This window comes from Algoriphagus alkaliphilus (assembly GCF_900103735.1).
GTDB lineage: Bacteria > Bacteroidota > Bacteroidia > Cytophagales > Cyclobacteriaceae > Algoriphagus > Algoriphagus alkaliphilus.
Genome location: NZ_FMXE01000005.1, coordinates 213,115 through 236,625 on the forward strand (window position 1 = coordinate 213,115; position 23,511 = coordinate 236,625).

The 23,511-nt window shown below is 43.4% G+C and carries 17 protein-coding genes; 9 read left to right on the forward strand and 8 right to left on the reverse strand.

The genetic code is table 11. From position 1 onward, the window contains the following. Position 1 precedes the first annotated feature (1 nt). From BLQ81_RS04630 to BLQ81_RS04640, 3 genes are all read left to right on the forward strand, one after another. Complete coding sequence (locus BLQ81_RS04630; RefSeq protein ID WP_092728773.1) at positions 2–2,074, forward strand: S9 family peptidase; 2,073 nt, start codon at positions 2–4, stop codon at positions 2,072–2,074. A gap of 69 nt (positions 2,075–2,143) precedes the next feature. Next, on the forward strand, positions 2,144–2,533 hold the full coding sequence (gloA2, locus tag BLQ81_RS04635) for an SMU1112c/YaeR family gloxylase I-like metalloprotein (protein ID WP_092728807.1): 390 nt from the start codon (positions 2,144–2,146) through the stop codon (positions 2,531–2,533). A 2-nt stretch (positions 2,534–2,535) separates the two neighbouring features. Then, positions 2,536–2,967, forward strand: a complete 432-nt coding sequence (locus tag BLQ81_RS04640) for a DUF1801 domain-containing protein (protein ID WP_092728774.1) — start codon at positions 2,536–2,538, stop codon at positions 2,965–2,967. A gap of 50 nt (positions 2,968–3,017) precedes the next feature. Here the strand turns inward: BLQ81_RS04640 and BLQ81_RS04645 are convergent, their stop codons facing one another. Next, a complete protein-coding gene (locus BLQ81_RS04645; protein ID WP_092728775.1) occupies positions 3,018–3,611 on the reverse strand; it encodes a hypothetical protein in 594 nt (197 codons plus the stop codon). Between the two features lie 11 nt (positions 3,612–3,622). Beyond that, positions 3,623–4,111 carry an RNA polymerase sigma factor gene (locus tag BLQ81_RS04650; RefSeq protein WP_092728776.1) on the reverse strand — a complete coding sequence of 163 codons (489 nt, stop codon included), beginning with the start codon at positions 4,109–4,111 and terminating at the stop codon, positions 3,623–3,625. A gap of 577 nt (positions 4,112–4,688) precedes the next feature. Between BLQ81_RS04650 and BLQ81_RS04655 the strand changes: the two genes are divergently transcribed. The 5 genes from BLQ81_RS04655 (at position 4,689) to BLQ81_RS04675 (ending at position 11,360) form a co-directional block, all read left to right on the forward strand. Further along, complete coding sequence (locus BLQ81_RS04655) at positions 4,689–5,666, forward strand: GSCFA domain-containing protein (protein ID WP_092728777.1); 978 nt, start codon at positions 4,689–4,691, stop codon at positions 5,664–5,666. A 188-nt stretch (positions 5,667–5,854) separates the two neighbouring features. Beyond that, positions 5,855–7,885 carry a thioredoxin domain-containing protein gene (locus BLQ81_RS04660; RefSeq protein WP_092728808.1) on the forward strand — a complete coding sequence of 677 codons (2,031 nt, stop codon included), beginning with the start codon at positions 5,855–5,857 and terminating at the stop codon, positions 7,883–7,885. Positions 7,886–7,889: 4 nt separating this feature from the next. Then, entirely contained in the window at positions 7,890–10,409 is a 2,520-nt protein-coding gene (priA, locus tag BLQ81_RS04665) for a replication restart helicase PriA (protein WP_092728809.1), read from the forward strand. A 284-nt stretch (positions 10,410–10,693) separates the two neighbouring features. Next, positions 10,694–10,966, forward strand: coding sequence for a DUF6364 family protein (locus BLQ81_RS04670; RefSeq protein WP_092728778.1), 273 nt, complete (start codon positions 10,694–10,696; stop codon positions 10,964–10,966). Beyond that, positions 10,944–11,360 (forward strand): type II toxin-antitoxin system VapC family toxin, encoded by a 417-nt coding sequence (locus tag BLQ81_RS04675; protein WP_092728779.1) that lies wholly within the window; start codon positions 10,944–10,946, stop codon positions 11,358–11,360. The genes BLQ81_RS04670 and BLQ81_RS04675 overlap by 23 nt, the downstream gene beginning before the upstream one ends. Before the next feature lie 103 nt (positions 11,361–11,463). Here BLQ81_RS04675 and BLQ81_RS04680 read toward each other — a convergent pair whose 3' ends face one another. After that, positions 11,464–14,409, reverse strand: a complete 2,946-nt coding sequence (locus BLQ81_RS04680) for an FAD-binding and (Fe-S)-binding domain-containing protein (protein ID WP_092728780.1) — start codon at positions 14,407–14,409, stop codon at positions 11,464–11,466. 175 nt (positions 14,410–14,584) lie between these two features. Here BLQ81_RS04680 and BLQ81_RS04685 point away from each other — a divergent pair, with 175 nt between their 5' ends. Beyond that, positions 14,585–15,355, forward strand: coding sequence for a YdcF family protein (locus BLQ81_RS04685; RefSeq protein WP_092728781.1), 771 nt, complete (start codon positions 14,585–14,587; stop codon positions 15,353–15,355). Between the two features lie 85 nt (positions 15,356–15,440). Here the strand turns inward: BLQ81_RS04685 and BLQ81_RS04690 are convergent, their stop codons facing one another. The 5 genes from BLQ81_RS04690 to BLQ81_RS22620 form a co-directional block, all read right to left on the reverse strand. Continuing rightward, positions 15,441–16,742, reverse strand: a complete 1,302-nt coding sequence (locus BLQ81_RS04690) for a type II toxin-antitoxin system HipA family toxin (protein WP_092728782.1) — start codon at positions 16,740–16,742, stop codon at positions 15,441–15,443. Continuing rightward, positions 16,736–17,071 carry a helix-turn-helix domain-containing protein gene (locus BLQ81_RS04695; protein ID WP_092728783.1) on the reverse strand — a complete coding sequence of 112 codons (336 nt, stop codon included), beginning with the start codon at positions 17,069–17,071 and terminating at the stop codon, positions 16,736–16,738. Before BLQ81_RS04695 ends, BLQ81_RS04690 begins: the two co-directional genes overlap by 7 nt. A gap of 489 nt (positions 17,072–17,560) precedes the next feature. After that, entirely contained in the window at positions 17,561–21,448 is a 3,888-nt protein-coding gene (locus BLQ81_RS04700) for an AAA domain-containing protein (protein WP_092728784.1), read from the reverse strand. Continuing rightward, positions 21,449–22,261, reverse strand: a complete 813-nt coding sequence (locus BLQ81_RS04705; RefSeq protein ID WP_092728785.1) for an SDR family oxidoreductase — start codon at positions 22,259–22,261, stop codon at positions 21,449–21,451. 652 nt (positions 22,262–22,913) lie between these two features. Further along, positions 22,914–23,198 (reverse strand): transposase, encoded by a 285-nt coding sequence (locus tag BLQ81_RS22620; protein WP_245693174.1) that lies wholly within the window; start codon positions 23,196–23,198, stop codon positions 22,914–22,916. Between the last annotated feature and the right edge of the window lie 313 nt (positions 23,199–23,511).

Genomic DNA, 23,511 nt, shown 5'->3' on the forward strand with positions numbered 1-23,511 from the left:
TATGATACGATTCCCTCTGTTTCTGGTCGCTTTCCTCCTTTTCTCCCAATCCCTCTTCGCCCAAACCTTCACCATGGAGCAGGTAGGGAAATTCAGTTTCCCCTCAGAACTCGTCTCCTCACCGACAGAGGAGGCAATTGCATGGGCAATGAATGAACAGGGAAATCGGAACGTCTATTGGGCAAAAGGACCTGATTTTTCCCCAGAAAAACTTACCCAATTCCATGAGGACGACGGTCAGGAAATCAGCAGTTTGCAATTTTCTCCTGACGGAAAATGGCTGGTATTTGTGCGAGGTGGAGATCACGGAGGAGGAAATTACTCTTCCACGGTCAATGCCCAAAACCTCCCCCAACTTCCAAAAGTCGAAATCTGGAAAATCAATCTGGAATCCAAAAAAGCCGAAATTCTGACCGAAGGAGATGATATTTCTTTGGGCTTTCCCCATCAATTGGTCTATCTGAAAGGTGGTCAAGTATGGAAAGCTGATTTGGATGGTGAAGAAAAATCTGTACAACTATTTCAGATCAAGGGTAATGTTAACTCAGCTGTATTTTCCCCTGACGGAAAGCAATTGGCATTTACCGTCAACCGAGGCGGACATCAACTATTGGGAATTTACAGAGATGAACAAACGCCAATTCAGTTTTTGGCAGCTTCCTTCCACCGGGATTCCAATCCAAAATGGTCTCCTGACGGAAAGCAGGTCGCATTTATCCGTACCCGAGGAGGTCAGGGCGCAGCTTTTCCATTGCTTGAACCCCGGCACATTCCTTGGGAAATCTGGGTTGCAAACGTGGAAACCGGTGAAGAAAAGAAACTTTGGAAAGCTCCTGAAACGCTTCGAGGCTCCTTTTCACCCGGATTTTTCGACTTTTCCGGCAACTCGGAATTAGTCTTTCAATCCTATGAAGACGGCTGGCAACATCTCTATTCTTTGGATATCCTTTCGGGAAAAACGCAAATCCTGACTCCTGGCGACTTCATGGTGGAGCAGGTGAAAATAAGTTCGGATCGGAAAAAAGTGGTTTTCTCAGCCAATTCAGGGCCTCACAACCAAGATCTGGATCGACGGCATATTGGTTCGGTCGATTTGGTTTCCAAAAAATTGAATTGGGAAACATCAGGAAACGGCATTGAAGCTTATCCAGTTAATATCGGAAAAGAAGGCAAAATGGCCTTTTTTTCAGCTACTCCACAACGTTCCCACTTGGTTGCCATTAAAACAGGCAGTACTTACAAACTCCTTCAAGAATCCACAATTCCCTCAGACTTTCCACAGGCCAAATTAGTCACTCCAAAGCAGGTGAAATTCACCGCTCCCGACGGCACGACAGTCTATGGCCAACTTTTCGAAAAGAACGGTGGCGCTGCCAAAAAGCCCGGAGTCGTATTTGTCCACGGAGGTCCGCAGCGGCAGATGCTGTTGGGTTGGAGCTACATGGATTACTACTCCAATGCCTATGCCCTGAATCAGTATTTGGCAGAACTGGGTTTTGTGGTGCTCTCGATCAATTACCGATTGGGTATCGGCTACGGCTATGAATTTCACCGACCCGCCTATGGCTACTATCAGGGAGCTGTCGAATATCAGGACATCAAAGCAGGAGGAGAATTTCTGGCTGCTTTGCCTCAGGTGAATCCGGAGAAAATCGGAATCTACGGAGGCAGCTATGGAGGATATTTAACCGCCTTGGCCCTGGCGCGGGACTCCAAACTTTTCAAAGTCGGCGTGGACATTCATGGCGTTCATGATCTGGATAGCCGTTATGAATTACCTGACGGCTATGAGGTCGCTCCTGATTATGAAAAAGCCAAGGAGATCGCATGGAAGTCATCGCCGATGGCTGATTTGGACACTTGGGCCAGCCCTGTGTTATTCATTCATTCCGACGATGACCGCAATGTCAACGTGAGCCAAACCACCGATCTGATCCGGAGATTTGAGGAAATGAACAAATCGTATGAATCGATTTTTATCCCCGGAGATACGCATCACTGGATGAAATGGAGCAACATGGTTCGCGTGCATCAGGCCACGGCGGATTTCCTGAAAAAGCATTTGATGGATTAATTTTGGTCAACGGTCATCAGACCACGGTCAACAGCTGTGGTCAGTGGACTGTCGACAGTTGACGAAAATATGCTACACCTCAAATCCCTTCACCACATCGCCATCATCTGCTCAGATTATGTGCGATCCAAGAGATTCTATACTGAAGTGTTGGGTTTCAGCATCATTCAGGAAGTTTACCGAGCTGAGCGGAAGTCCTACAAATTGAATCTAGAACTGAACGGGAATTACTTGATCGAGCTTTTCTCATTTCCCAATCCTCCAAAGCGGGTTTCAAGACCCGAAGCCTGCGGACTCAGACATTTGGCATTTGAAGTGGGAAGTATCGAAGAATCTATCACCTTTTTGGTCAAATCAGGAATTAACCCTGAACCCATTCGAGTAGACGAACATACCGTTAAGCGCTTCACTTTTTTCGCTGATCCGGATGATTTACCGATTGAACTTTACGAACTTTAATCATGGCAGAAAACAAAACCCAACCAACCGACGCTTCAGTGGATGATTTCCTCAACAGCACCGAACATCCTCAAAAGCGGGCAGATTCTTTTTCCCTGAAAAAAATCTTGGAAGATGTTACCGGTGAGAAAGCCGTGATGTGGGGAGAATCGATCGTGGGATTTGGAAAGTACCACTACCACTACGAAAGCGGAAGAAAAGGTGAGTTTCTCATCGCTGGTTTTGCTCCACGAAAGGCCGCTATTTCACTTTACCTGCTTGGCTGTATGGAGACGAAATTTGAGGAACTCATGGCTAATCTCGGCAAACACAAAACCGGAGCTTCCTGCATCTACTTCAACAAGCTTTCTGACCTGAATGAGGGAGTTCTGCGTGATCTGATCAAAAAGTCTTATGACTTCATGAAGGAAAAATATCCACTTCCGAAAGCTTAGACTTACCAAAAAAAAGACCTGCCAGGTTTTAAAAACTTGGCAGGTCTGAGTCAGGCAATCCCCTCAATCAGTTGTTGCGCTTCCTCGAGTGATCGCTTGTATTTTTTTATCGTTATTCTTCCAAAAACATAGATGGCAATTAGCCCCAATGGCACGTAAGCCAACCAAAATGTCGGTTCGAGAATCAAATCTTTTTTACCAAGCAATTCTGCCAAAGGAGGTAAAATACTGATTGCAAAAAGACCAGAAAGCAGCAAATTGAAGCGTTGAAACTTCCAGAAAAAGACTTTGTCCTTTTTGAATTTTTCAACTAAAATCGATGGACTTTCATCGGTAATTTTCCACCTACTCAATCTTGCCAATGTCCACAGACTGATAATCGGTAAAATGATCATCACTGTTGTATTGAAAATTGCCAAAACCTGATTGATGGGCAATTCGAGTTCTTCAATTTTGGAAATAAAGTAACCGGCGTACACAAAACATACTATACTACCGAAGATCTCGGGGAAATAAATGCTATTTAAGCGACTTTGGTATTGTTTTTTAGTCATTTTCATGAGTTCTTCTTTTCTGATTTTTTCCTGATTTTCTACTTTTCCGCTGAGGTCTTCCCAGAGGGTTTTCATTTCATCGAGTTCCATTTTTTGTTGATTTAGTAGGTTTGAACTCCTTTTCTAAGCTTATCCTTGATCCGCGAGAGTCGCGTGCCGACGTTACTACTGCTGATTCCGACGATTTCGGCGATTTCATCGTGGCTTTTTCCTTCGAGAAAAAGGAAAACAATCCCCCTGTCCAGCAGTCCCAACTTTCGGATTTCGGCATAGAGGACTTTGAGCCGCTCTTCTAATCCAGAATCCAAATCCTCTGCAAAATCCAATTCCAATCCTTCCATGGGTACTGCAGTCACCCTTTTTTTGGACCGGTTGAGATTCGTGATTGCCGTATTCATCCCAACTCGATAAAGCCAGGTACTGGGCTTGGAGGCTTTTTTGAACTGATCAAATGACTTCCAAGTTTGGTAGACAATCTCCTGATACAAATCCTTCTGCTCTTCCCTATCGCGCGTATAGATAGTAGTGATCTTGTAGATCAAGCCCTGATTTTGTTGGATGAGATAAATGAATTCGTCCTCGCGGTTCATGTATTAGCTTTTGATCAATTAGTCTTTGCTTCGCTTAAAAAATCACACGCAACACAAACTTTATTTTTTGTATCCGCACTGATGCATGTGAATTAGATTTGGGGTATTTATAATGCGGATACACGTCAACAGACGACTGTCGACAGTCCACAGCACATTTCAACTGGAACTCAATCCTGCCATTATTAGGGTAAGTGAAGCTAAAAGAATATAAATAAACTTTAATTAAAAAAACCAGGGATAATTTAGATGAAAGCCATTTTTCTCGGTGCAAATATCTCTATGGATTGGCCGGAAGCCTGGAGACAGATGCTTCGACTACGCTCAGCACAGGCGACCACGCCACGGCGTGAAGGCGAAGAGATCCATAATTTTAGAATTTGAGTTTAGTTTTATTGGTTAAATTAATCGACTGGAAAAGAAGCTGATAATCATTCATCAAATCTACATTTCTGCAAAAAGAGCTTTAAAACCTATTAAAAAATCTGTTTAAATCTGTGTCCTTTTCTGTGGGAATCTGTGGGAACCTTTAAAAAAAAATCGGAAATCAACTTTTTGGAATCCTTAACTTCAGGCCATGAACTGGTTTACTACTTTTGAAATCCCTCCTTTAGCTCATCCAATATCACACAAATCAAAAATCCTGTGCATGGGTTCTTGTTTTGCACAGACCATTGGTCAAAAGATGCTCGATGCCAAATTCGATGTTTTGGTCAATCCATTCGGTACCCTATTTCATCCGCTAAATCTATCTGATCTGCTGGATCATGCGCTTTTCAATGATCCCTTAGACGAAGAAGGAATCTTGGAAATGGAAGGGCTTTTTCTCCATTATTCCACCCATTCTAATGTGGTGGGTAAGACCGCGCTGGAACTGAAAGAAAAATACGATCATCAACTAAAGCTGACCAAAACCTACCTTGAAGAAGGAACCCACCTCATTCTAACTTTGGGAACAGCTTGGATTTACGAGCATGAATCCTTCGGAAGAGTGGCCAATTGTCACAAGCAGCCTCAGAAACTGTTCACAAAATCACTTTCCAAACTTGAAGACATGGAAATGGGTCTTTGGCATGTCCTGGATAATTTTTCCAGAGTCTATCCCAATCTGAAAATAATCCTGACGGTAAGTCCCGTTCGGCATATCAAAGACGGAATCCCCGAAAATCAACTGAGCAAAAGCATGCTTCGGGTTCTTTGTGCCAATTTGGAGCGTAGAATGGAGACAGTAAGCTATTTTCCGGCCTATGAAATTATGATGGATGAACTGCGGGATTATCGCTTCTATAAAACCGACCGGATTCACCCGACAGAAGAAGCCGAAAACTACATCTGGGAGAAGTGGAAAAGCACGATTTTCTCAGCGGAAACCCAATCCAAAGTTGCTGAAATTCAGAAAGTCCAACTCGAACTCGCCCATCGACCTTTCAATCCAGAAAGTGCTTCCCATCAAAAATTCCTTCAAAACTTATTGGGAAAACTGGAACGATTGAACGGCGAATTTGATTTTTCAAGGGAGCTAGAGTTAACTAAACAAACCCTCCAAGGGCTCTAAGTCCCTTGGAGGGTTCATTCATTTCGCAAATTCTCCAAGAGTTCTTTTCCCCTCGAAGGATTAATGAATTTCACTAACCCTCTAGGGGATATATAGTCCTTTGCTATTGATAAATTTAACCTAACCCTGCAAGGGATTCGAAACCCTTGGAGGATAATTTTCCAATTTTGCAATCTTCCAATTTTCCAATGGCCACTAACCGTCTCCAACATTCCCAATCCCCCTACCTCCTTCAGCACGCCCATAATCCTGTAGATTGGTTTCCTTGGGGACCGGAAGCACTCAAAAAAGCTGAGTTGGAAAACAAACCGATCATTGTATCGATTGGCTACTCTGCCTGCCATTGGTGCCATGTGATGGAGCGGGAAAGTTTCGAAGATCAAGTCACTGCCGACCTGATGAATGCCCACTTTGTTTGCATCAAGATCGACCGGGAAGAGCGACCTGATATCGACAACATCTATATGGATGCTGTGCAGGCGATGGGACTTCAGGGAGGTTGGCCGCTGAATGTATTCTTGATGCCCAATCAAAAACCGTTTTATGGCGGCACCTATTTCCAAAATCTGAAGTGGAAACAACTCCTTTCAAACATTGCGGACGCCTACACCAAGCATGCCGATCAGTTGGCAGAAAGTGCCGAGGGATTTGGACGAAGTCTGAATCGGAAAGAAACAGACAAATACGGGATTTCAGCTGGAAATGCAGATTTGGATGCGGATGATTTAGTAGAAATCGTCACCAAACTCAGCACCCAATTTGATCCCGAATGGGGCGGAATGAATCGAATCCCTAAGTTTCCGATGCCTGCTATTTGGGATTTTTTGCTGGATTATGCCTTGCTCAGCAAAAATGAAAACTTGCAGGAAAAGGTGTTTTTCACCCTTGGAAAAATAGGAATGGGCGGAATCTACGATCAACTTCGGGGAGGATTTGCGCGCTATTCTGTCGATGGAGAATGGTTTGCACCGCACTTTGAAAAGATGCTCTATGACAACGGACAGCTGTTAGAACTTTACGCAAAAGCCTATCAGGTCAGTAAGGATTCCTTTTTTCTGGAAAAAGTCCAAGAAACCGTCAATTGGCTGCAAGCGGAAATGCTTCAGGAAGAGGGTGGCTTCCATGCTGCTCAGGATGCCGACAGCGAGGGTGTCGAGGGGAAATTTTATACCTGGACTTATTCGGAATTGACGAAAATCGTACCGAATGAGATGCCTTGGCTGAGTAAACTCTACAACCTTAAACCCAATGGAAACTGGGAAGAGGAAGTAAATATTCTGTTCCAAACTCGGTCTTATGGCGAAGTTGCAGCAGAATTTGGAATGACTGAAGAAGCCCTTTTGGAAAAGCTGAAACAAGTCAAAGCTCAACTCCTCCAAGTCCGAAATCAACGGATTTATCCCGGTAAAGATGATAAAGTTTTGGCAGGTTGGAACGGGCTGATGTCTGCCGGATTAGTCCAGGCATTTTACGCAACCGGTGAAAAGCGAATGCTGGAATTGGCCATGAAAAACCTCAACTTCATTAGGGAAAAGATGATGATTGACGGAATTTTGCATCGCTCCTACAAGAATGGACAGCCTTATACACCGGCATTTTTGGAGGATTATGCAGCTGTGATTCGGGCAAGCTTGATGGGATTTGAGGCGAGTGGAAAGTCTGAATGGCTGGACTTTGCCCAGCAATTGACTGACTTCTGCATCACAGAATTTTACGATGAAAGTGATGGCTTTTTCTTTTTCAATAATCCTAAAGCTGAAAAACTCATTGCCAACAAAAAGGAACTTTTTGACAATGTAATTCCTGCCTCCAACTCGATCATGGCCAGAAACCTTCATCGGCTTTCACTTTTCACTTATCAAGAAAAATATTCGGAAATCTCCTCCAAAATGCTTGGTGGCATGAAAGAGTTGATCATCAAAGAACCTGGTTTTCTTTGCAATTGGGCACATTTCTATTTGGAAAGCTTGGTACCGACTGCCGAAATCGGAATCGTGGGAAAAGGTGCGGAACTGGAAGCCAGAGAAATTCAATCGGCCTATTTTCCGAATTTAATTGTTGGATGGTCAGAATCTCCGACACAAACTGCCCCAATACTGCAAGGTAAAACGCCCGATTCAAGTGGAAATGCTTTAATTTATGTTTGCTTCGATCACGCCTGCCGAAAACCGGTGAGTACCTTGGAAGAAGCAGCATCTCAATTACCATATTTAGCCTGATTTGGTGGAAAGCCTGTTTGGAGATCATGAATTTTTAGGGAAAGACAGCGGGAATAATTTCGCCGATATCATCCTGCCCGTCCCGATTCCGAGGATGTTCACCTATAAAATTCCGACAAATCTAAAATCCCAGATTCAGATCGGATCGAGGGTGATGGTACAGTTTGGAAAGAAGAAAGTCCTGACTGGCATCATCGGCAAGGTGCACAACAAGCCTCCTCAGGCCTACGAAGCCAAGCCGATTTTAGATGTCCTCGACATCGAACCCAGCGTCAATCCCCTCCAAATCCGCTTTTGGGTTTGGATGGCGGAGTATTATTGCTGCCATATCGGTGAAGTGATGCATGCTGCCGTTCCTTCAGGATTGCGGCTTTCGAGTGAAAGTAAGATACAGCTCAACCCAAATTTTGATCGGGAAGAGAGCAAATATCCTTTGGATTTCCGAGAAGAAAAGATCCTCGAAGCTTTGGAAAAAACCGAAGAAATCAGCTACGAAGACTGCGAAAAGATCCTTGGTGTAAAGACCATTCACCCGATTCTGAAAAGTCTTGTCGCCAAAGAAGCCATTTTGGTGTATGAGAAAGTTTTGGAAAAATACACGCCAAAAGTCGAGACAAGAATTCGGTTAACCGGCGACATTGCTTCAAATAAAACTGCTCTGGAGGCTGTTTTTGAGGGAGTTCAGGGCAAACCCAAGCAGGAATCCATTCTTCTGAAATACTTGCGCGACATTCCTGTTTTCCAAAAACCAACTTTGAATGAAAAAGGCGTCGATAAAGCCAGGCTTTTAGAAGAAGGTGATTCTGAAAGCTCTCTTAAAACTCTGATCAAAAACGGAATTTTTGAATCCTTTAAAGTTGTGGTAAATCGGCTTCCAGAGGAGGAACCCGAAAAAGAACCTGCACAACTTTCGACCACACAGCAGGCAGCTTTCGAAGAGATCAAAACACATTTTGAAAACAAGCAAACAGTTCTATTGCATGGCGTGACGGGAAGCGGCAAGACCGAGATCTACATCCAACTCATCCGTGAGGTGATGGACAGCGGTTCCCAGGTGCTTTTACTTTTACCTGAAATCGCGCTCACCACACAGATTGTCAGCAGGCTGAAAAAAGTATTTGGTTCACAAATGGGTGTTTATCATTCCAAGTATTCCGACAACGAACGAGTCGAGGTTTGGAATGGTGTACTGAGCGGAAGATTTTCATTTGTGGTTGGTGTGCGTTCTTCAATTTTCCTTCCTTTCGACAGTCTCGGGATGATTATCATCGATGAGGAGCATGAACCCAGCTACAAGCAATTTGATCCTGCCCCGAGGTTTCATGCCCGGGACGCGGCGACGATGCTGGCCTATTTTCATCAAGCGAAAACACTTTTAGGCTCGGCGACTCCGTCTTTCGAATCCTTTTTCAATGCAAATCAAGGCAAATTCGGATATGTGGAAATCACACATCGCTTTGGAGATGCCACGATGCCACAGTATCATTTGGCTGATTTAGCAGGAGACCGAAAGAAAAACCTGCTGAAATTGGATTCTACCCGAATGATGCGGGAAAAAATCCAAGCAGCTTTGGACAAGCAAGAGCAGGTTTTGATCTTCCAAAATCGACGCGGCTACTCCCCTTACATTCAGTGCGAAGACTGCGGCTGGACTGGGCAATGCGTGCAATGCGATGTGAGTTTGACCTATCATCAGTTTGCTGAGGAGATGCGCTGCCACTACTGCGGATACAAGGAAAAAGTACCTCAATCCTGTCCTGCATGTGGAAGTACGCAATTGACTACCATGGGGATGGGTACGGAGCGGATTGAGGAGTCGCTGAGTTTGCTTTTCCCCGAAGCACGAATGGGAAGAATGGATCTTGACACGACCCGGAATAAATATGGGTATCAGCGTTTGTTGGATGAGTTTGGAGCTGGGCAGATTGATATTTTGGTGGGTACTCAGATGATCACCAAGGGCTTGGATTTTGGAAAAGTAACTGTGGTAGGAATCTGGGATGGGGATCGGATTTTGAATTTTCCGGATTTCCGATCCGGCGAGCGGGCATATCAGCAGATCACTCAGGTTGCTGGGCGGGCAGGGCGAAGAGAAGTGCAGGGTCAGGTGATTATCCAAAGCAGGAATCCTGACAATGATTTATATGAGAAAGTAATCAAGGGCGATTATTTCGAGTTTTTCCGTCAGGAAATGGTTGACCGCAAGAAGTTTTATTATCCTCCTTATGTCAAATTGGTAAAAATCACTACGAGGCATTCGGACTTCAAAGTTTCCGAAAAAGCCGCCCATGCCCTTCATCGGGAGATGGCGAATATCGGAGTGAAAAAAATCGTCCTCGGCCCTGAAAAAGGAATTATTGCCCGAATCAAAAATCAATATCAGTTTGAGAGCCTGATCAAACTGGATCGAAGCGGAAATACCCAATCCGTATTTAAGGAAAGCCTAGCCAAAATCCTCGAAGAGCTTCATTCTCAACCTGAGTTCCGATCTGTGAGGTGGATTGTGGATGTGGATCCGAGTTAGGTTTCGTTGAATTGTTGAATCGGTTAATTGTTGAATTCTCGAGCCAACGCCCCGGTTTGTGTCCTCACAAACCGGAATTCTCCGCTTCTCGGAATTTTCAATTCCGAGGACGATTCGTAGAATTTAAAATCCGAAATGGAAGATTACGAACCCCATAACAGCGTCTCAGGTTTTCAATTCCTAAAAAACCTGCAGAACGAATCTAAGACGTTAATAAACAGAAAAACAGCCTTTTATATAGTTAAAAATCATTTATACGTATACTTGAGTATTCATGCGTATTTATGAAAAAGAAGCTTAGCATAACCATCGAAGAAAACCTGCTTGAAAAAATCAAACTTTATGCGGAGGAACGTGAAACAAGCGTATCAAATTTGGTTCAGGAGCATTTTGAAACTTTGATTAAGCCAAGACCGACTCTTCCAAATGGTATGACCTTGGTCGAATACATGAAATCACTACCAAAATTTGATTTCCCAAAAGACTTCGATTATAAAGAAGAATATTACAAAGCCAAAGCAAAAAAGTGGGGCTATGAAGATCTTCTTTGCTGTTAATGTATTCTTGGATATAGCTATTAGGAAAGAAAAGGACCTACAATTTTTTGATCCAATTTTGATAAGTATCCAAGAAGGAAAGATAAGAGGTTACTTGACTACCGGAGTTATCCAAACTTCAACTTATTTCCTTCTGAAATACTTAAAATACCCAAAAACAAAGGAAGTACTTTCCTACCTTTTGCCTTATTTCAATTTTCTTGAAGGGAAAAAGATTCACGTCAAAGATGCCCTTGACATGGAAATAGAAGATATTGAGGATGCTATTTTTTACCAGATTGCCTACGAACAAGAATTAGATGCTATCGTAACAAACGACAAAGATTTTTTAAAGCATTCCAAACCACACTTTCCAATACTTACACCATTCCAATTAATTGAGAAAATAAAATAAGTTCAAGTCAGAATTAATAACCGGACTAGCTCCTTGAAATTTAGGATTCAGAGGGCTTCCCATAGGATTTTTAATCTAAACCTTCGAGTACGCCGCGGCGCACTCAAAGGTTAAGCGCTTCCCAAAGAATCTCCACCGGATGCTTGGCTTTTCGACCTGTACCATCTGAAATCTGATGACGGCAAGAAGTGCCAGGTGCTGCGATAATGGTTTCGGCCTCAGCATTTCTCACAGCTGGAAACAGAACCAACTCCCCGATTTGCTGAGAAACGTCAAAATGTTCCGCTTCATAGCCAAAACTTCCAGCCATCCCACAGCAACCGCTTGGAATAGTCTCAACCGTGTAGTTACCTGGAAGCGAAAGTATCTTTTGCGTCCAATTCAGCGAGGACAAAGCCTTCTGATGGCAATGACCGTGAAGTTTAATCTTTTGAGGTTGAGTGGTGAAAGATTCTGCTTTGATATTCCCGGCAGCTACTTCCTGCCCCAAAAACTCATCGATCAGCTTGACGTGAAACTTGAGCTTTTTCGCAGCTTCTACCAAGTCCGCTCTGACAATCCGTGGATATTCATCTCGAAAACCAAGAATGGCCGAAGGTTCCAAACCGATCAATGGCGTATTGCCATCGATCAGTTTGTCAAAAATCCGCACATTGGCTTCTGCATGTTTCTTTGCTTTCTCCAACAAACCCTTAGATAGCGCTGATCGACCACTTTCTTCATGATCGACGACCCTCACCTCATAACCCAGCTTTTTCAACAATGAAATCGCCTTGATGCCAATCTTGGTGTCATTGTGGTTGGTGAATTCATCCACGAAGAAATAAACCGATTTGATGGGCTTGGCTGATCCCTCCAAACTCGCATAATTCTTTTTGTACCACTTTCTTAAGCTGATTGAGCTGATTTCAGGCAAATTTCGGCTTGGTGCCACATTCAGAAATGACTTCATCAGACCACCTGTGAAGGAATTTTTCAGGAAGAAATTGGCAATCCCCGGAACAATCGAACCCAATTCGTTCAATTCATTGATGTATGCAAAAGCTTTGGATCGAAGTGGAACTCCATTGGTCTTTTGGTATTGATACAGGAATTCGGCCTTCATGCTTGACATGTCCACGTTAGATGGACACTCGGCCGTGCAGCCTTTACAGGAAAGGCAAAGGTCCATGGCTTCCTTGATCTCGGGATGGTCAAAGGCATTTTCTTTGTTGTCCATCGTTAGAAATTCCCTCAGGGTATTCGCCCGACCACGAGTCGTATCCCGCTCATTTCGGGTAGCCATAAAGGAAGGACACATCGTCCCTCCTGATCCCGGTAATTTTCGGCAGTCACCGGAACCATTACATTTTTCCGCCAAGCGAAGAATTCCACCTGCTGCTGAAAAGTCAAAAACAGTCTTATGCTCGGGAGTTTTCATCTCGGGTTCATACCGCAAAAATTTATTCATCGGGGCGGTATCTACAATTTTGCCGGGATTGAAGATGTTTTTTGGATCCCATTTGTACTTGATCCTGCGGAAAAGTTCGTAATTCTTCTCTCCCACCATCAGCGGAATAAATGCGGCCCGAACGCGTCCATCTCCATGCTCCCCAGACAACGAACCCTGATATTTTTTCACCAGCTTGGCTGAAGCCAAAGAAATCTGGTAAAACTCCTCCACATCTTCGGCCTTCTTCAAATCCAAAATCGGTCGCATGTGAATTTCTCCTGCACCGGCGTGCGCATAATGCACCGGATTTTGGTTGAAGCCTTTGAGGATTTCATCCAACTCATCGATGTAATCGGCCAAGTCCTCGATATCGACAGCTGTGTCTTCGATACACGCCACAGCTTTAGGATCGCCCGGTATATTTCCCAAAAGACCCAAGCCAGCTGCTCGAAGAGACCATGCTGAAGCCACTCGCGCAGGCTCGATGATGGGATACGCGTAGCCGTAGCCTGCTTCTTTTAAGTCGGCGACCAAAGCCTCTCCTTTTGCCATAGCTTCTTCCAAAGTTTTGCCGCGGAACTCGATCATCAGAATCGCCATGGGATCGCCCTCGACGAAGTATCGGTTTTTGGAATATTCGATGCTTTCCTTGGTGCAGTCGAGAATGATTTTATCCATCAGTTCTACAGCAGTTGCAGGATGCTTCATCGCGACTTGGGCGGATTTCATGCTTTCGTGGATACTTACAAAATGCGCCGCTACGACAATTTCCACCGGATCAGGAAGTGGATCGAGGCTGATTTTTATTTCGGTGGTGAAAGCCAAAGTTCCTTCAGACCCAGTCAGTAACTTACAGAAATTGAATTTTTCCCTCCCTTCGAAAAGTTCAGCCTTCAGCAATTCATCCACCGCATAGCCGGTATTTCGGCGATGGATGGATTTCTTTGGAAATTGAGCATGAATCTCTTCCCGATTCTCCGGATCATTGAGTTCGTCAAAAGCCTGACGGTAAAGCATTCCCTCCAAATCTTTTTGCCCACACTTTCGGTCAAATTCATCCTGAGAGATTTCCCCAAAAACGACCTTGTTCCCATCGCTGAGTATCGTATTGAGTGAAATTACTTTGTCCCGAGTCACCCCATAGACAATCGAAGTCGTCCCGGAGGAATTGTTGCCCACCATCCCGCCGATCATTGCACGATTGGCAGTGGAAGTGATCGGGCTGAAAAATAGTCCATGCGGATTCAGGAAGCGGTTCAATTCATCCCGCACCACGCCCGGCTGCACCCTAACCCAGCGCTCTTCCTTGTTGAATTCGAGGATTTGGGTGAAATGCTTGGACACATCGACCACGATACCGTTGCCTACACATTGCCCGGCAAGGGAAGTTCCTGCGGTGCGAGGAATCAGGGAAGTGCCATGTTCAGTGGCAAAATGGATCAGTTTCTGAATGTCTTCTTCCGACTTGGGAAAAGCTACCGCCAAAGGCATTTCCCGATAGACGGAAGCATCGGTGGCGTAAAGAGTCTTTGTTAAAGAATCAAATTGAAGACTTCCATCCAGTTGGGTGGCAAGTTTTTCTAAATGAGGAACTAGATTAGGCTGATTTGAGGGCATGGACAAAAATAAGGGTATGCGACTGATATGAGAAATCAGATTGAAATTAAAATGTTCAATTTTCAATGATCAAACTCAATGTTCAAGGAAAGATTCATCAATTGAAAATTGAACATTGCTCATTGAATTTGAAAATTGATCTTTCCCCCCGTTCTTTGCCCAAAATCAAATCTCGATGTTTTTCTACTTCTCCCAGTTTCTGAGTTTTTTGGCCATGCCGCTGACTATAGTCTTGGCCTTGATTATTGGAGGAGCAGTTTTTATTCGAAGAAAATGGGGCAAAAGATGCCTTTGGATTGGAATCGGTCTTTTAATCTTTTTCACCAATCCTTTTCTTTCCAATCTAGCTCTGTTAGCCTGGGAACCAGATTTCAAGTCTTTTGATCAGATCGAAAACCATGAAATCGGCATCGTCCTCACCGGAGTCACCAACCTGAGCAAAACCGCCACAGACCGTACTTTTTTCAACAAAGGCGCAGACCGCATCACCCATGCGCTTCAACTCTACCGCATGGGCAAAATCAAGAAAATCCTGATCACCGGTGGGCAAGGACTCAATCCTGTCAATCCCCAAACCGAAGCGGAAGTCCTCAAGCGATTCCTGCTCATGACCGGAATCCCGGAATCGGATATTTTGATTGAGGATCAGGCAAAAAACACGGCCCAAAATGCGCAGTTTACCAAAGTGTTTTTAGAGAAAAATGGGATCACAACCGATCAGAAATTTATCCTGATCACCTCAGCTTTTCATATGTACCGTTCAAAGGGTTGTTTTGATAAAGTTGGTTTGAATACAACTACTTTTCCCACAGATTACTATTCCCACGATATCAAATACGACATTCCAGCTTTGTTCTATCCTGATGCCGAATCGATTACCTATTGGCATAAATTGGTGAAAGAATGGATCGGGATTGCCATGTACAAGGTGGCTGGGTATATGTAGAAGCCTTCCGACCTGTCAGGCTTTTAAAAATTGACAGGTCTCTCTCAATTGAGTAAAATTCACAACAGGATTTAGGAAATAAAAACTAAATCAAAAGCGTAGCCTGAATTGAATCCCGGAGTTTCTCCTCCACCTCAACCTGATTGGCAAATTCCCTCCAGAGCCGGATCGGGTTTTTGACAGATTCAATCTTTTCCAGTGGTTTTTTGATATTCATCTTTCGGGCCACTTCCAAAAAATCATCATCAGAAATCCCTTCTCTTTTTCCATTCACCATCAACGATTGAGCGCTTACCCACATACTTCCAGGTCGGTAAGCATGGCAAATATCATAGCCCGGTGATAAGCTCCATTTACCACTTTGATCCATCAGAAATGCAAAGTTTTTGGTATGATCGTCACAGTTTCTGGCCAAGACATTAAATACCATCCGCACAAAAAGCTGCTCCGCATCAGGATAAGGCAAGCGTAGCATTCGCATCGTCTCAAATACCTGCTCATAGCTATAGACTCCTACTTGATTGAAGTCAAAGTGCCTCAATCCGCATAGGCTCTGCATGTGGATTTTTCCGCCATCATCCCTACGGTCAAAGCGCTTGGTCATGAAGTGCGCCCGACCGTTTTCCTCCAAGAGTCTACATTCATTCATCTGAATCCCGGCCGCCTGAGCCATCAGGTAATAGGCCATTTCCACCCGACCATACCCAGCCGATGTCCCAAACTGTGTATCCGTCACTCCGTCAAACTTAATCAACCAGTGCGAAAAGCCTTTGGGAGCCTCTACCTGACCACTTTTCACCTCTCCGGTTTTGGGATTAAAAGCGATGACCGCTTTGGCACGGGCTCCACCTGCCGAGGTGCCTATTTTAAGAATATCCGTCAGTGCAGCTTCCTCTTCCTTCGAAAGATCCGTTCGAAAATCCTCCCTTGAATTCAGGATTTTATTGGCCATGCCTACCAGACTGTCAATTTCCAAATCTGTCGCCTTTGCCATCTCGGTTCGTAATGAAGGCTTGATTTCCAGCGCTCCTACTCCCCTTCTCCCTATAAAACAAAGCAATTCGACCGGATTAAGACTATCCGTGGGACGTCCATTCTGCACCAGCCAGGCATTGATGAGTTGATTGCCGTACTTGTCAGGAAGCATATCTGCCAAAAGTCCAGGAAGTCCTTTGAAAGTATCAAAAGAATCACTTCTCCCACGCCGGATTTCCGGAAAGGAATGAAGACGCTTACCCTGACTCAAAGGCATGGTAATCGGCGCAATATCCCAGCCCGAATTCAAAAAATCACCGTCAAACTCAAAACTGGCTAATTGTTGAGATTCATCCCAAAGCACTGCTCCAGCCAATTTGTCCCAAATCCAGACCTCAGCTGCAATTACCATTCGGAGGGAGGATTATCGGCAGCCATATCAGTATTGCGGACCCGCTGACGCTCGTATTTCTTTTGAAGCTTGATGTATTCGATCGGACTGATCTGCTGCCTCACTTCAAAAGCCTCTAAAAGCTGCAACTCATCCAAAACCCGAAGCACCTGAATCAGCGTGATGAGATTAACCTTCTCTCCCCGCTCAAGCAAACTTAAGGTAGACCTGCTGATGCTCGCCTCCTCAGCCAGAGTATCCTGGGTCTTATTGAGGGCCATCCGCTTCTTTTTGATGAAATCCCCAATCATCCTGAGGATCGCCATATCCGATAACTGTGCTATATCCATGACTTAAAAATCATTCATTATGATCAAATATACAATTTAATGAATGGAAAATCAATCAAAATTAGATTTTAGAGGCTAGATGCAAGAAACAAGAGCCAAGAATCGAGATACGCAAAGACACTAGTATCAAGCCATAAGTATTAAGATGTGAAAAAAACAAAGAAATCGATTCAATTCGCTACAGCCAAAGAGGTAAGAAGTCAGAAGAAAAATTACAGAAAAAAATTGATTAATAAATGATAAATCATTCATTAATCAATAAATTTAAATTTAATGACTGATTTATAGTACGATAAAGTATATGAAAATAAAGGATTTAATAAAAAATATTTGACTCTCAAAAATCTCAGCTCTTGTATCTCGGCTCTTGCCTCTGTCTTGTTTCTTATCTCTCGTCTCTTTCTTCTATAAAGCCTACTGCAACCTGCCACTGCCTACTTTTCAGCCTACCTCCGCCAGGTAAACTTTCTTACTTAAGCATTCAGCCTTCTAAAATCTGCTCCACACCCATTCCCACATCCAGCCTTTCTCCTCCAGCAAAATAGGATGATAAGCCAAAGCAGATTTGGCTGTCGGTGAATTAAAAAATCGCTGATCATCCGTCAAAACAGCAGTTTGATCGCCAGCAAAATCTATCTTCAACAAGTCCATCACAGAAGAAGGGATTTCCTTTGAAAAAGCAGCATCCGATTCCAATAGTTTGCTTTTTAGACTCCAGTCTGATTCGTAACCCAAGGTCTTTACGTCTGGAGTCGGAATATTCCGAACTTTCGACTGAGCTTTCACAAAACCCAAAAACTCCCTTAGCAATATCAAACCCGGATTTTGAAGCTGTCCGGGACGGAAATCCTCCGGTTCGATCGAACTGATCACATGCATCATCTTTCGCGCTCGCGTGATCGCTACGTTCAGCCGATTTTCAGCTCCTGACTTACCTAGAAGACCAAAGTTGGTGATCAGCTTCCCTTCACGATTGGGTGCATATCCCAAGGAAAGAATCACCTGATCAAACTCATCTCCCTGCACATTTTCAATGTTCCGAACTTTGATTTCCCCATCCTGAATACCTGCTTTCCACAACTTCTCCCGGATCAGTTCCATTTGGAAATAATTTCCGGTCACGATTCCAATCGAATCCTCAGGATAGCTTTCTCGAATGGTTTTCACCCGTTCCACCACTGCATCCGCCTCCATTTTATTCATCTGATTTTCCCATATTCCTTCTGTTTTTTCCCAGGAAAAGGGTGATTTTCCAATCTTGACAGTTTGGTAATCAGGCAAAGTCTCTAATTGATTTTCGTAAAAATGTGCATTGGAAAAATGAATTAAAGCCGGGTCTTCGGAACGGTAATGGCCTTTTAGCTGATTTTTTTCAAAGAAATGCCCTGCCAATTCCAGAAGTGACTCAGCTTCATATTCCATACCTTCCCCGTCCGATTCCCATTTGACCTGATAAAAGTCGGAAGGTCGAAGTTGTTTGGAATCACCCGCAACAACCACCTGTTTTCCGCGGAGCATGGCAGGTAAACCCCGTTCCACCGGACATTGGGAGGCTTCATCAAAAATGACCAGATCAAAATCCTGATGCAAAGGAAACAAAGCCGAAACTGTCTCCGGACTTGCCAGCCAACAAGGCAAAATTCTAAAAACCTCCACTCCCAATTCCTCCACCAGCTTGCGAACTGACCAACGCTGCCGTTTTTTACTGACTTGATGTAAAAGCTCACGGAAAGTCAACCGATTCCCCAGGCGATTAAACTCAAGTTGCGAACTTACCTGCTCCCGAAGTCGGAGTAAAGCCATGTGCCGGGAGATTTTCCGCTTTTCCAGAATTGCCGTTTTCAGTTCATCCATTTCCTGAGCCAACTTCAAACTTCCCGCCTCGGCAAGCGAAGGGGTTCTACGTTCCAATTCCGCAATCCAGGCGAGATACCAGCCATTTCGAAATGCGGAGACTTTTGCTCCTTCCTGCTGATCTGCAAATTGACTTTCCAGCGCTCCAGCTAATTGTCTTTTCTCAGGCTCCCAATTTTTGAGAAAACGATCAAACGCTACTAACTCCGAGAAAGTCTGATTTAGATCCAATTCATTACCAAATGAAAACTGGCCAGAATTATCACTCAGCCCATCCATAATTTGACTTGGAACAAGCCAAAGCCGCAAGCCTTGTACTGATTTCTGAAATTCCCGCGTCCAATCTGCAAGAGTTGATAATTGAGATTGAAACGATACAAACTCCAATTTGGCCCAGGAAGTCAAGTATTGAATCTCGGGAAAATCATTCCAAAGCTTTTCCCAATTCAAAATATGATTAATCTGCTTCAATTGTTCGTCCAGTTTTTCTTGAGAAAATTGCTCCCTCGGAAAAACCTGGACAAGAGGCAAGTCCGAATATTCGTTAAACAATCGAATAAGGGTTTTGGCTTCTTTCTGAATTTGGGAAAGGGATTCAAAATTGAGTTTAAGTCCATTAACATCCATAAGCTGAAAGCTTAGCGGAAACTTACTTTTACTCCAACCGGCAAAGATTTTTCCAAAAAAAGATTTCGATTTTGGAAGTAAAATCTCCAATTCAGAATTTAGAATTTCTAGATTTTTCAACTCAGACATATTGACCAAACTCAACTTTGAAAGCTCAGTTTGGGTTTTGGAAATCCACTTTTGAATCTGATTCAGCTTTTTGATTTCTACTTTTTGAAATAGAAGGGAAAAAGAAATCTTAGCCTTTGGAAGCTGATTCAGACTTTCTTGTAGATGGAAAAGCCGCTCTGAGGCTGTTGTCGAATAGATAATCGAGCTTAAAAAATCAATCCATCTACGCTGCTCAAACCCAGAGGGAAATGACTTTCTTATCCTATCTAAGTCTAGCAAACTTTGGTGGATTCTCCCAAAATCTCCCGGCTCCACTGCTGCAAAAGACATCCGATTTTCCCAAAAAGTGTTGTTGAACTTTTTAGAATATCCGTGGAAAATCTTGAACTCCTTTTCAAAATCAAGGGATTGTTGGTAATCCAATTTGAGCAAAAGACCGGATTCACGTAATGCCGGCTTATCCAATGCCACATTCCTATACATTGCTTTGACAGGAATTCCGGCAGGTTGTGGATTGAAAAGTTCAGTACGGAAATTCTCAAACTTTTCGGAGAATCGTGATATCGTTCTGGAAAGCCGGGAAATCTCCCGCTCCAACTGAATCGAATCGATTCCCCGATTTAATTCCTGATAAGATTCTATCGAATCTATCTGCTTTTTGATTTTCGCATACAGCAGCTTATGATCTGCACGAAAATCATGCACCAATCCCAAAAAATCCCCAAACCCCGCCTTCTCCATTCGCTCAAAGACCACATCCAAAGCAGCACGCTTTTGGGACACGACCAGCACTTTTTTTCCTCTTGCGATGTAATCAGAAACCAAATTGGCGATCAGTTGAGATTTGCCCGTGCCGGGTGGACCTTCGACAACAACGCTTTTCCCCTGACGAACTTTTATCAGAACATTTTCCTGAGAAGCATCCAGTGGGAAAACCGGGAAAAGCTGCTCTTCACCAGGAATGGGTAGATTCTCATCATTTGTAAAGAACTGTTGAAATAGCCCTTCCAGGGAGATTTCGGATTGCTCTGAAATCAATTCTTCGTACTCCCTAAAAAGAAAACTTCCTTTCTGGGCAAATTGACCCAGGACCGCGTAGGTCTTAAGTTTTAATTTCCCATTTTCAAAAACACTTTGATCCAAGCTGATTTGAGAATTGGGAAAAGGGGTAATATGATCTTCGAAAATTGCCGCACTGAGTTGTAAGGCGAAATTTTCAGATAGAATTTTTGAAAGCTGAGTGCGAAATTCTATGGAATCAGTGGCAAATCCCTGCAAAGCCTCATCCAGTGATTCTGTGTTGATTTCGCTTCTGATCGCATGCCGATAGGCCAAAAGAAACGCAGGATTCCATTGCCATGTATTTCCGGACAATAAGTACCAGTTTCCTTTTTCCCTTTTCAAACTCACCGGAAGGAGCAGAATCGGAGCTCTTAGGATTTGGCCGTTGATTAACTTTCCCTCCACATAAGGCCATCCTGTAAAAAGGCTTAGCTCGCCGGTCTCTTCCTGAAGTAATTGATCCCTAAAAGCAAGTCTGGATAGGTTTTTTGAAAGTTGATTCGTATCGCCTAACCTGGGGTCAATTTCAGGAATGAGGGGAATTTGCTTTTTCCCCTGAATGAGATTTTGAAGCACTCCGAAGGCCGGTTCACCATTTAAAAAATCAAAATCACGGATATCGATCATTCCTGATCCCTCGATCTTTGGCATATAGAGCGACTTGTTTTTGGAAGACAGGTCTGTGAGCCGATTGAGGTAGGTTTGAAAGATGGATTCAGCCATTTATTTTAAAGGTGAATCCTTTTCCTTGGCCATTTCACGAAAGACTAGTCCATCCATAATTCCTGGTACCCACTTATTGAGGAACACCGCCAATTTTCCCTGCGTGGTTAAAATCAGATCTCTTTTTCGCTTCAATGTCGCCTTTAATATTTCGACTGCCACCTCTTCCGCAGTCATCATTTTACCCTCATCTCTCGGGGATTCTCCCTGAGTTTTTCCATGGGCAGTCAGGGCACTGTTACGGATATTTGAGGCTGTAAAACCCGGCGCTACGATCATAACATGAACGCCCTGATTCATGATTTCCGTACGGAGCGATTCAAAAAATCCGTTCATCGCATATTTACTGGCAGTATAGGCAGTTCGCGCAGGAGTACCCCGGTAGCCGTTAATTGAGGAAATCCCAATGATCGATCCATTGGATTCCAGAATAGCAGGGAGACAAAATTTGGTAGCGTAAACCGTCCCCCAAAAATTGGTATCTATCACCTTTCGGAAAACCTCCAGATCTACATCCTGAAAAAGTGCTCGCATCGATATCCCGGCATTGTTGATCAGGATATCAATTCTACCAAACAGTGCCAGGGTTTTTTCGGTAATTAATCTGTTGTCACTTTCAGATGCAGCATCTGCCAAAATGGGCAAAACCTCGATCCCCAGTGCCATCAGTTGTTTTGAACTTGAGTCAAGCTTTTCTTGGTTACGGCCTGTAATGACGATTTTTGCACCTTCCTTACCAAAAACCAAAGCGCATGCCTCCCCAATTCCGGAAGTTGCACCTGTGATAATGACGACTTTGCCTTTGAGTTTCATGGGTTCATTTTCGCCTGTAAAGATAGGGAATTGAGGGAAAAGGAATGATTTAAGGAAGCTATTCTTGTCTTATTCCAAATAAATAGCATCGAATCAAAGATTGATCAAGAATCGATGTTAATGAAATCGCCCCGCTGGGACTCTGGTGCGCTTCCTTATATTTAATTATCTACAAGAAAAGCGCACCGCTGGTGCATGAAGCTAGGATTTTAAGTACTCAAGAAAGTCACCTCCTTGTGGCTCAAGTTTTATTAGCTTGTACGTATTAAAAGAAAACTTCACCGCTGGAGTCAACAGCAAAAGCTAGATTCCATTGCCAATATTAAAATTGCAAGCAGGAATAAAAATTCAATTTGACTGTATTAGCCTCAGAGAGGCGGTTTGATTGCAATAAAATAGAAAGCGAAAGTAGTGTGAGCTTCAGAGAAGCGATTTGAATGATTCTCTCCTCCATCAGAGAAACTGATGATCATTCATCCTCATAAAATTCAAATAAGTATCCATCCTTATATTGGATATCAAATTTTTTCAAAAAGCTGATGTATTCTTCTCGAAAGGATTTTTTCCGATGATGCTCTTCTTGGTTCAGAATGTATTGATAAACTCGGTCAAGCTGAAACCTAGAATAAGAAAAAACACCGTACCCATTTTGTCAATCAAATTTTTGTGGAACCCAACTTTTATCTTTTAGGAAATGATTTGAATCAGTTTTCAAGTCTCTGACTAAGTCTGAAATCTTCTTGTCAGGATTCAATCCCACCAAACAATGCACGTGGTCGGCTACTCCATTTACTATGATTGATTTATGGCCTAGATTCTGAATCATTGATGCCATAACTTTAAAAAAATCTTGTCTGAAGTCCTTATTTAAAAAACTTTGGTGCCCTTTTACTTCGAAAATGATTTGCACATAAACTTGATGATAAGTATCTGACATTCTGCGGACTTTTGAATTATCCTAATTTAGAAAAAGAGGAAATATTCTTTATAATCTGATTATCCGCAATCCTGCCAGAAATTAAGAAATATCCTTTAGAAGTTGCGGCTAATCGTCCACAGACAACGGTCGACGGTCCACAGCATGTTCTAAGGAACTTCAAACGATATTTAATAGAGTTACTGGTAGAAAAGCGGATATACATGCTTTATAATAATTTTTCTGTATATCCGCTTTCTTACCAGTAGCCATAGGAAATAAGGATAGAAGTCCGATGAGACGAGCTGTGGACTGTGGACGGTCGTCTGTCGAC

Excerpts from the sequence above, each read along its gene's own strand:
- BLQ81_RS22620 (WP_245693174.1), bottom strand. The coding sequence starts at position 23,198 with ATGTCAGATACTTATCATCAAGTTTATGTGCAAATCATTTTCGAAGTA.
- BLQ81_RS04700 (WP_092728784.1), bottom strand. The coding sequence starts at position 21,448 with ATGGCTGAATCCATCTTTCAAACCTACCTCAATCGGCTCACAGACCTG.
- BLQ81_RS04655 (WP_092728777.1), top strand. The coding sequence starts at position 4,689 with ATGAACTGGTTTACTACTTTTGAAATCCCTCCTTTAGCTCATCCAATA.
- BLQ81_RS04650 (WP_092728776.1), bottom strand. The coding sequence starts at position 4,111 with ATGAACCGCGAGGACGAATTCATTTATCTCATCCAACAAAATCAGGGC.
- BLQ81_RS04675 (WP_092728779.1), top strand. The coding sequence starts at position 10,944 with ATGAAGATCTTCTTTGCTGTTAATGTATTCTTGGATATAGCTATTAGG.
- gloA2 (WP_092728807.1), top strand. The coding sequence starts at position 2,144 with ATGCTACACCTCAAATCCCTTCACCACATCGCCATCATCTGCTCAGAT.
- BLQ81_RS04705 (WP_092728785.1), bottom strand. The coding sequence starts at position 22,261 with ATGAAACTCAAAGGCAAAGTCGTCATTATCACAGGTGCAACTTCCGGA.
- BLQ81_RS04670 (WP_092728778.1), top strand. The coding sequence starts at position 10,694 with ATGAAAAAGAAGCTTAGCATAACCATCGAAGAAAACCTGCTTGAAAAA.
- BLQ81_RS04680 (WP_092728780.1), bottom strand. The coding sequence starts at position 14,409 with ATGCCCTCAAATCAGCCTAATCTAGTTCCTCATTTAGAAAAACTTGCC.
- BLQ81_RS04660 (WP_092728808.1), top strand. The coding sequence starts at position 5,855 with ATGGCCACTAACCGTCTCCAACATTCCCAATCCCCCTACCTCCTTCAG.
- BLQ81_RS04695 (WP_092728783.1), bottom strand. The coding sequence starts at position 17,071 with ATGGATATAGCACAGTTATCGGATATGGCGATCCTCAGGATGATTGGG.
- BLQ81_RS04690 (WP_092728782.1), bottom strand. The coding sequence starts at position 16,742 with ATGGTAATTGCAGCTGAGGTCTGGATTTGGGACAAATTGGCTGGAGCA.
- BLQ81_RS04640 (WP_092728774.1), top strand. The coding sequence starts at position 2,536 with ATGGCAGAAAACAAAACCCAACCAACCGACGCTTCAGTGGATGATTTC.
- BLQ81_RS04630 (WP_092728773.1), top strand. The coding sequence starts at position 2 with ATGATACGATTCCCTCTGTTTCTGGTCGCTTTCCTCCTTTTCTCCCAA.
- BLQ81_RS04645 (WP_092728775.1), bottom strand. The coding sequence starts at position 3,611 with ATGGAACTCGATGAAATGAAAACCCTCTGGGAAGACCTCAGCGGAAAA.
- BLQ81_RS04685 (WP_092728781.1), top strand. The coding sequence starts at position 14,585 with ATGTTTTTCTACTTCTCCCAGTTTCTGAGTTTTTTGGCCATGCCGCTG.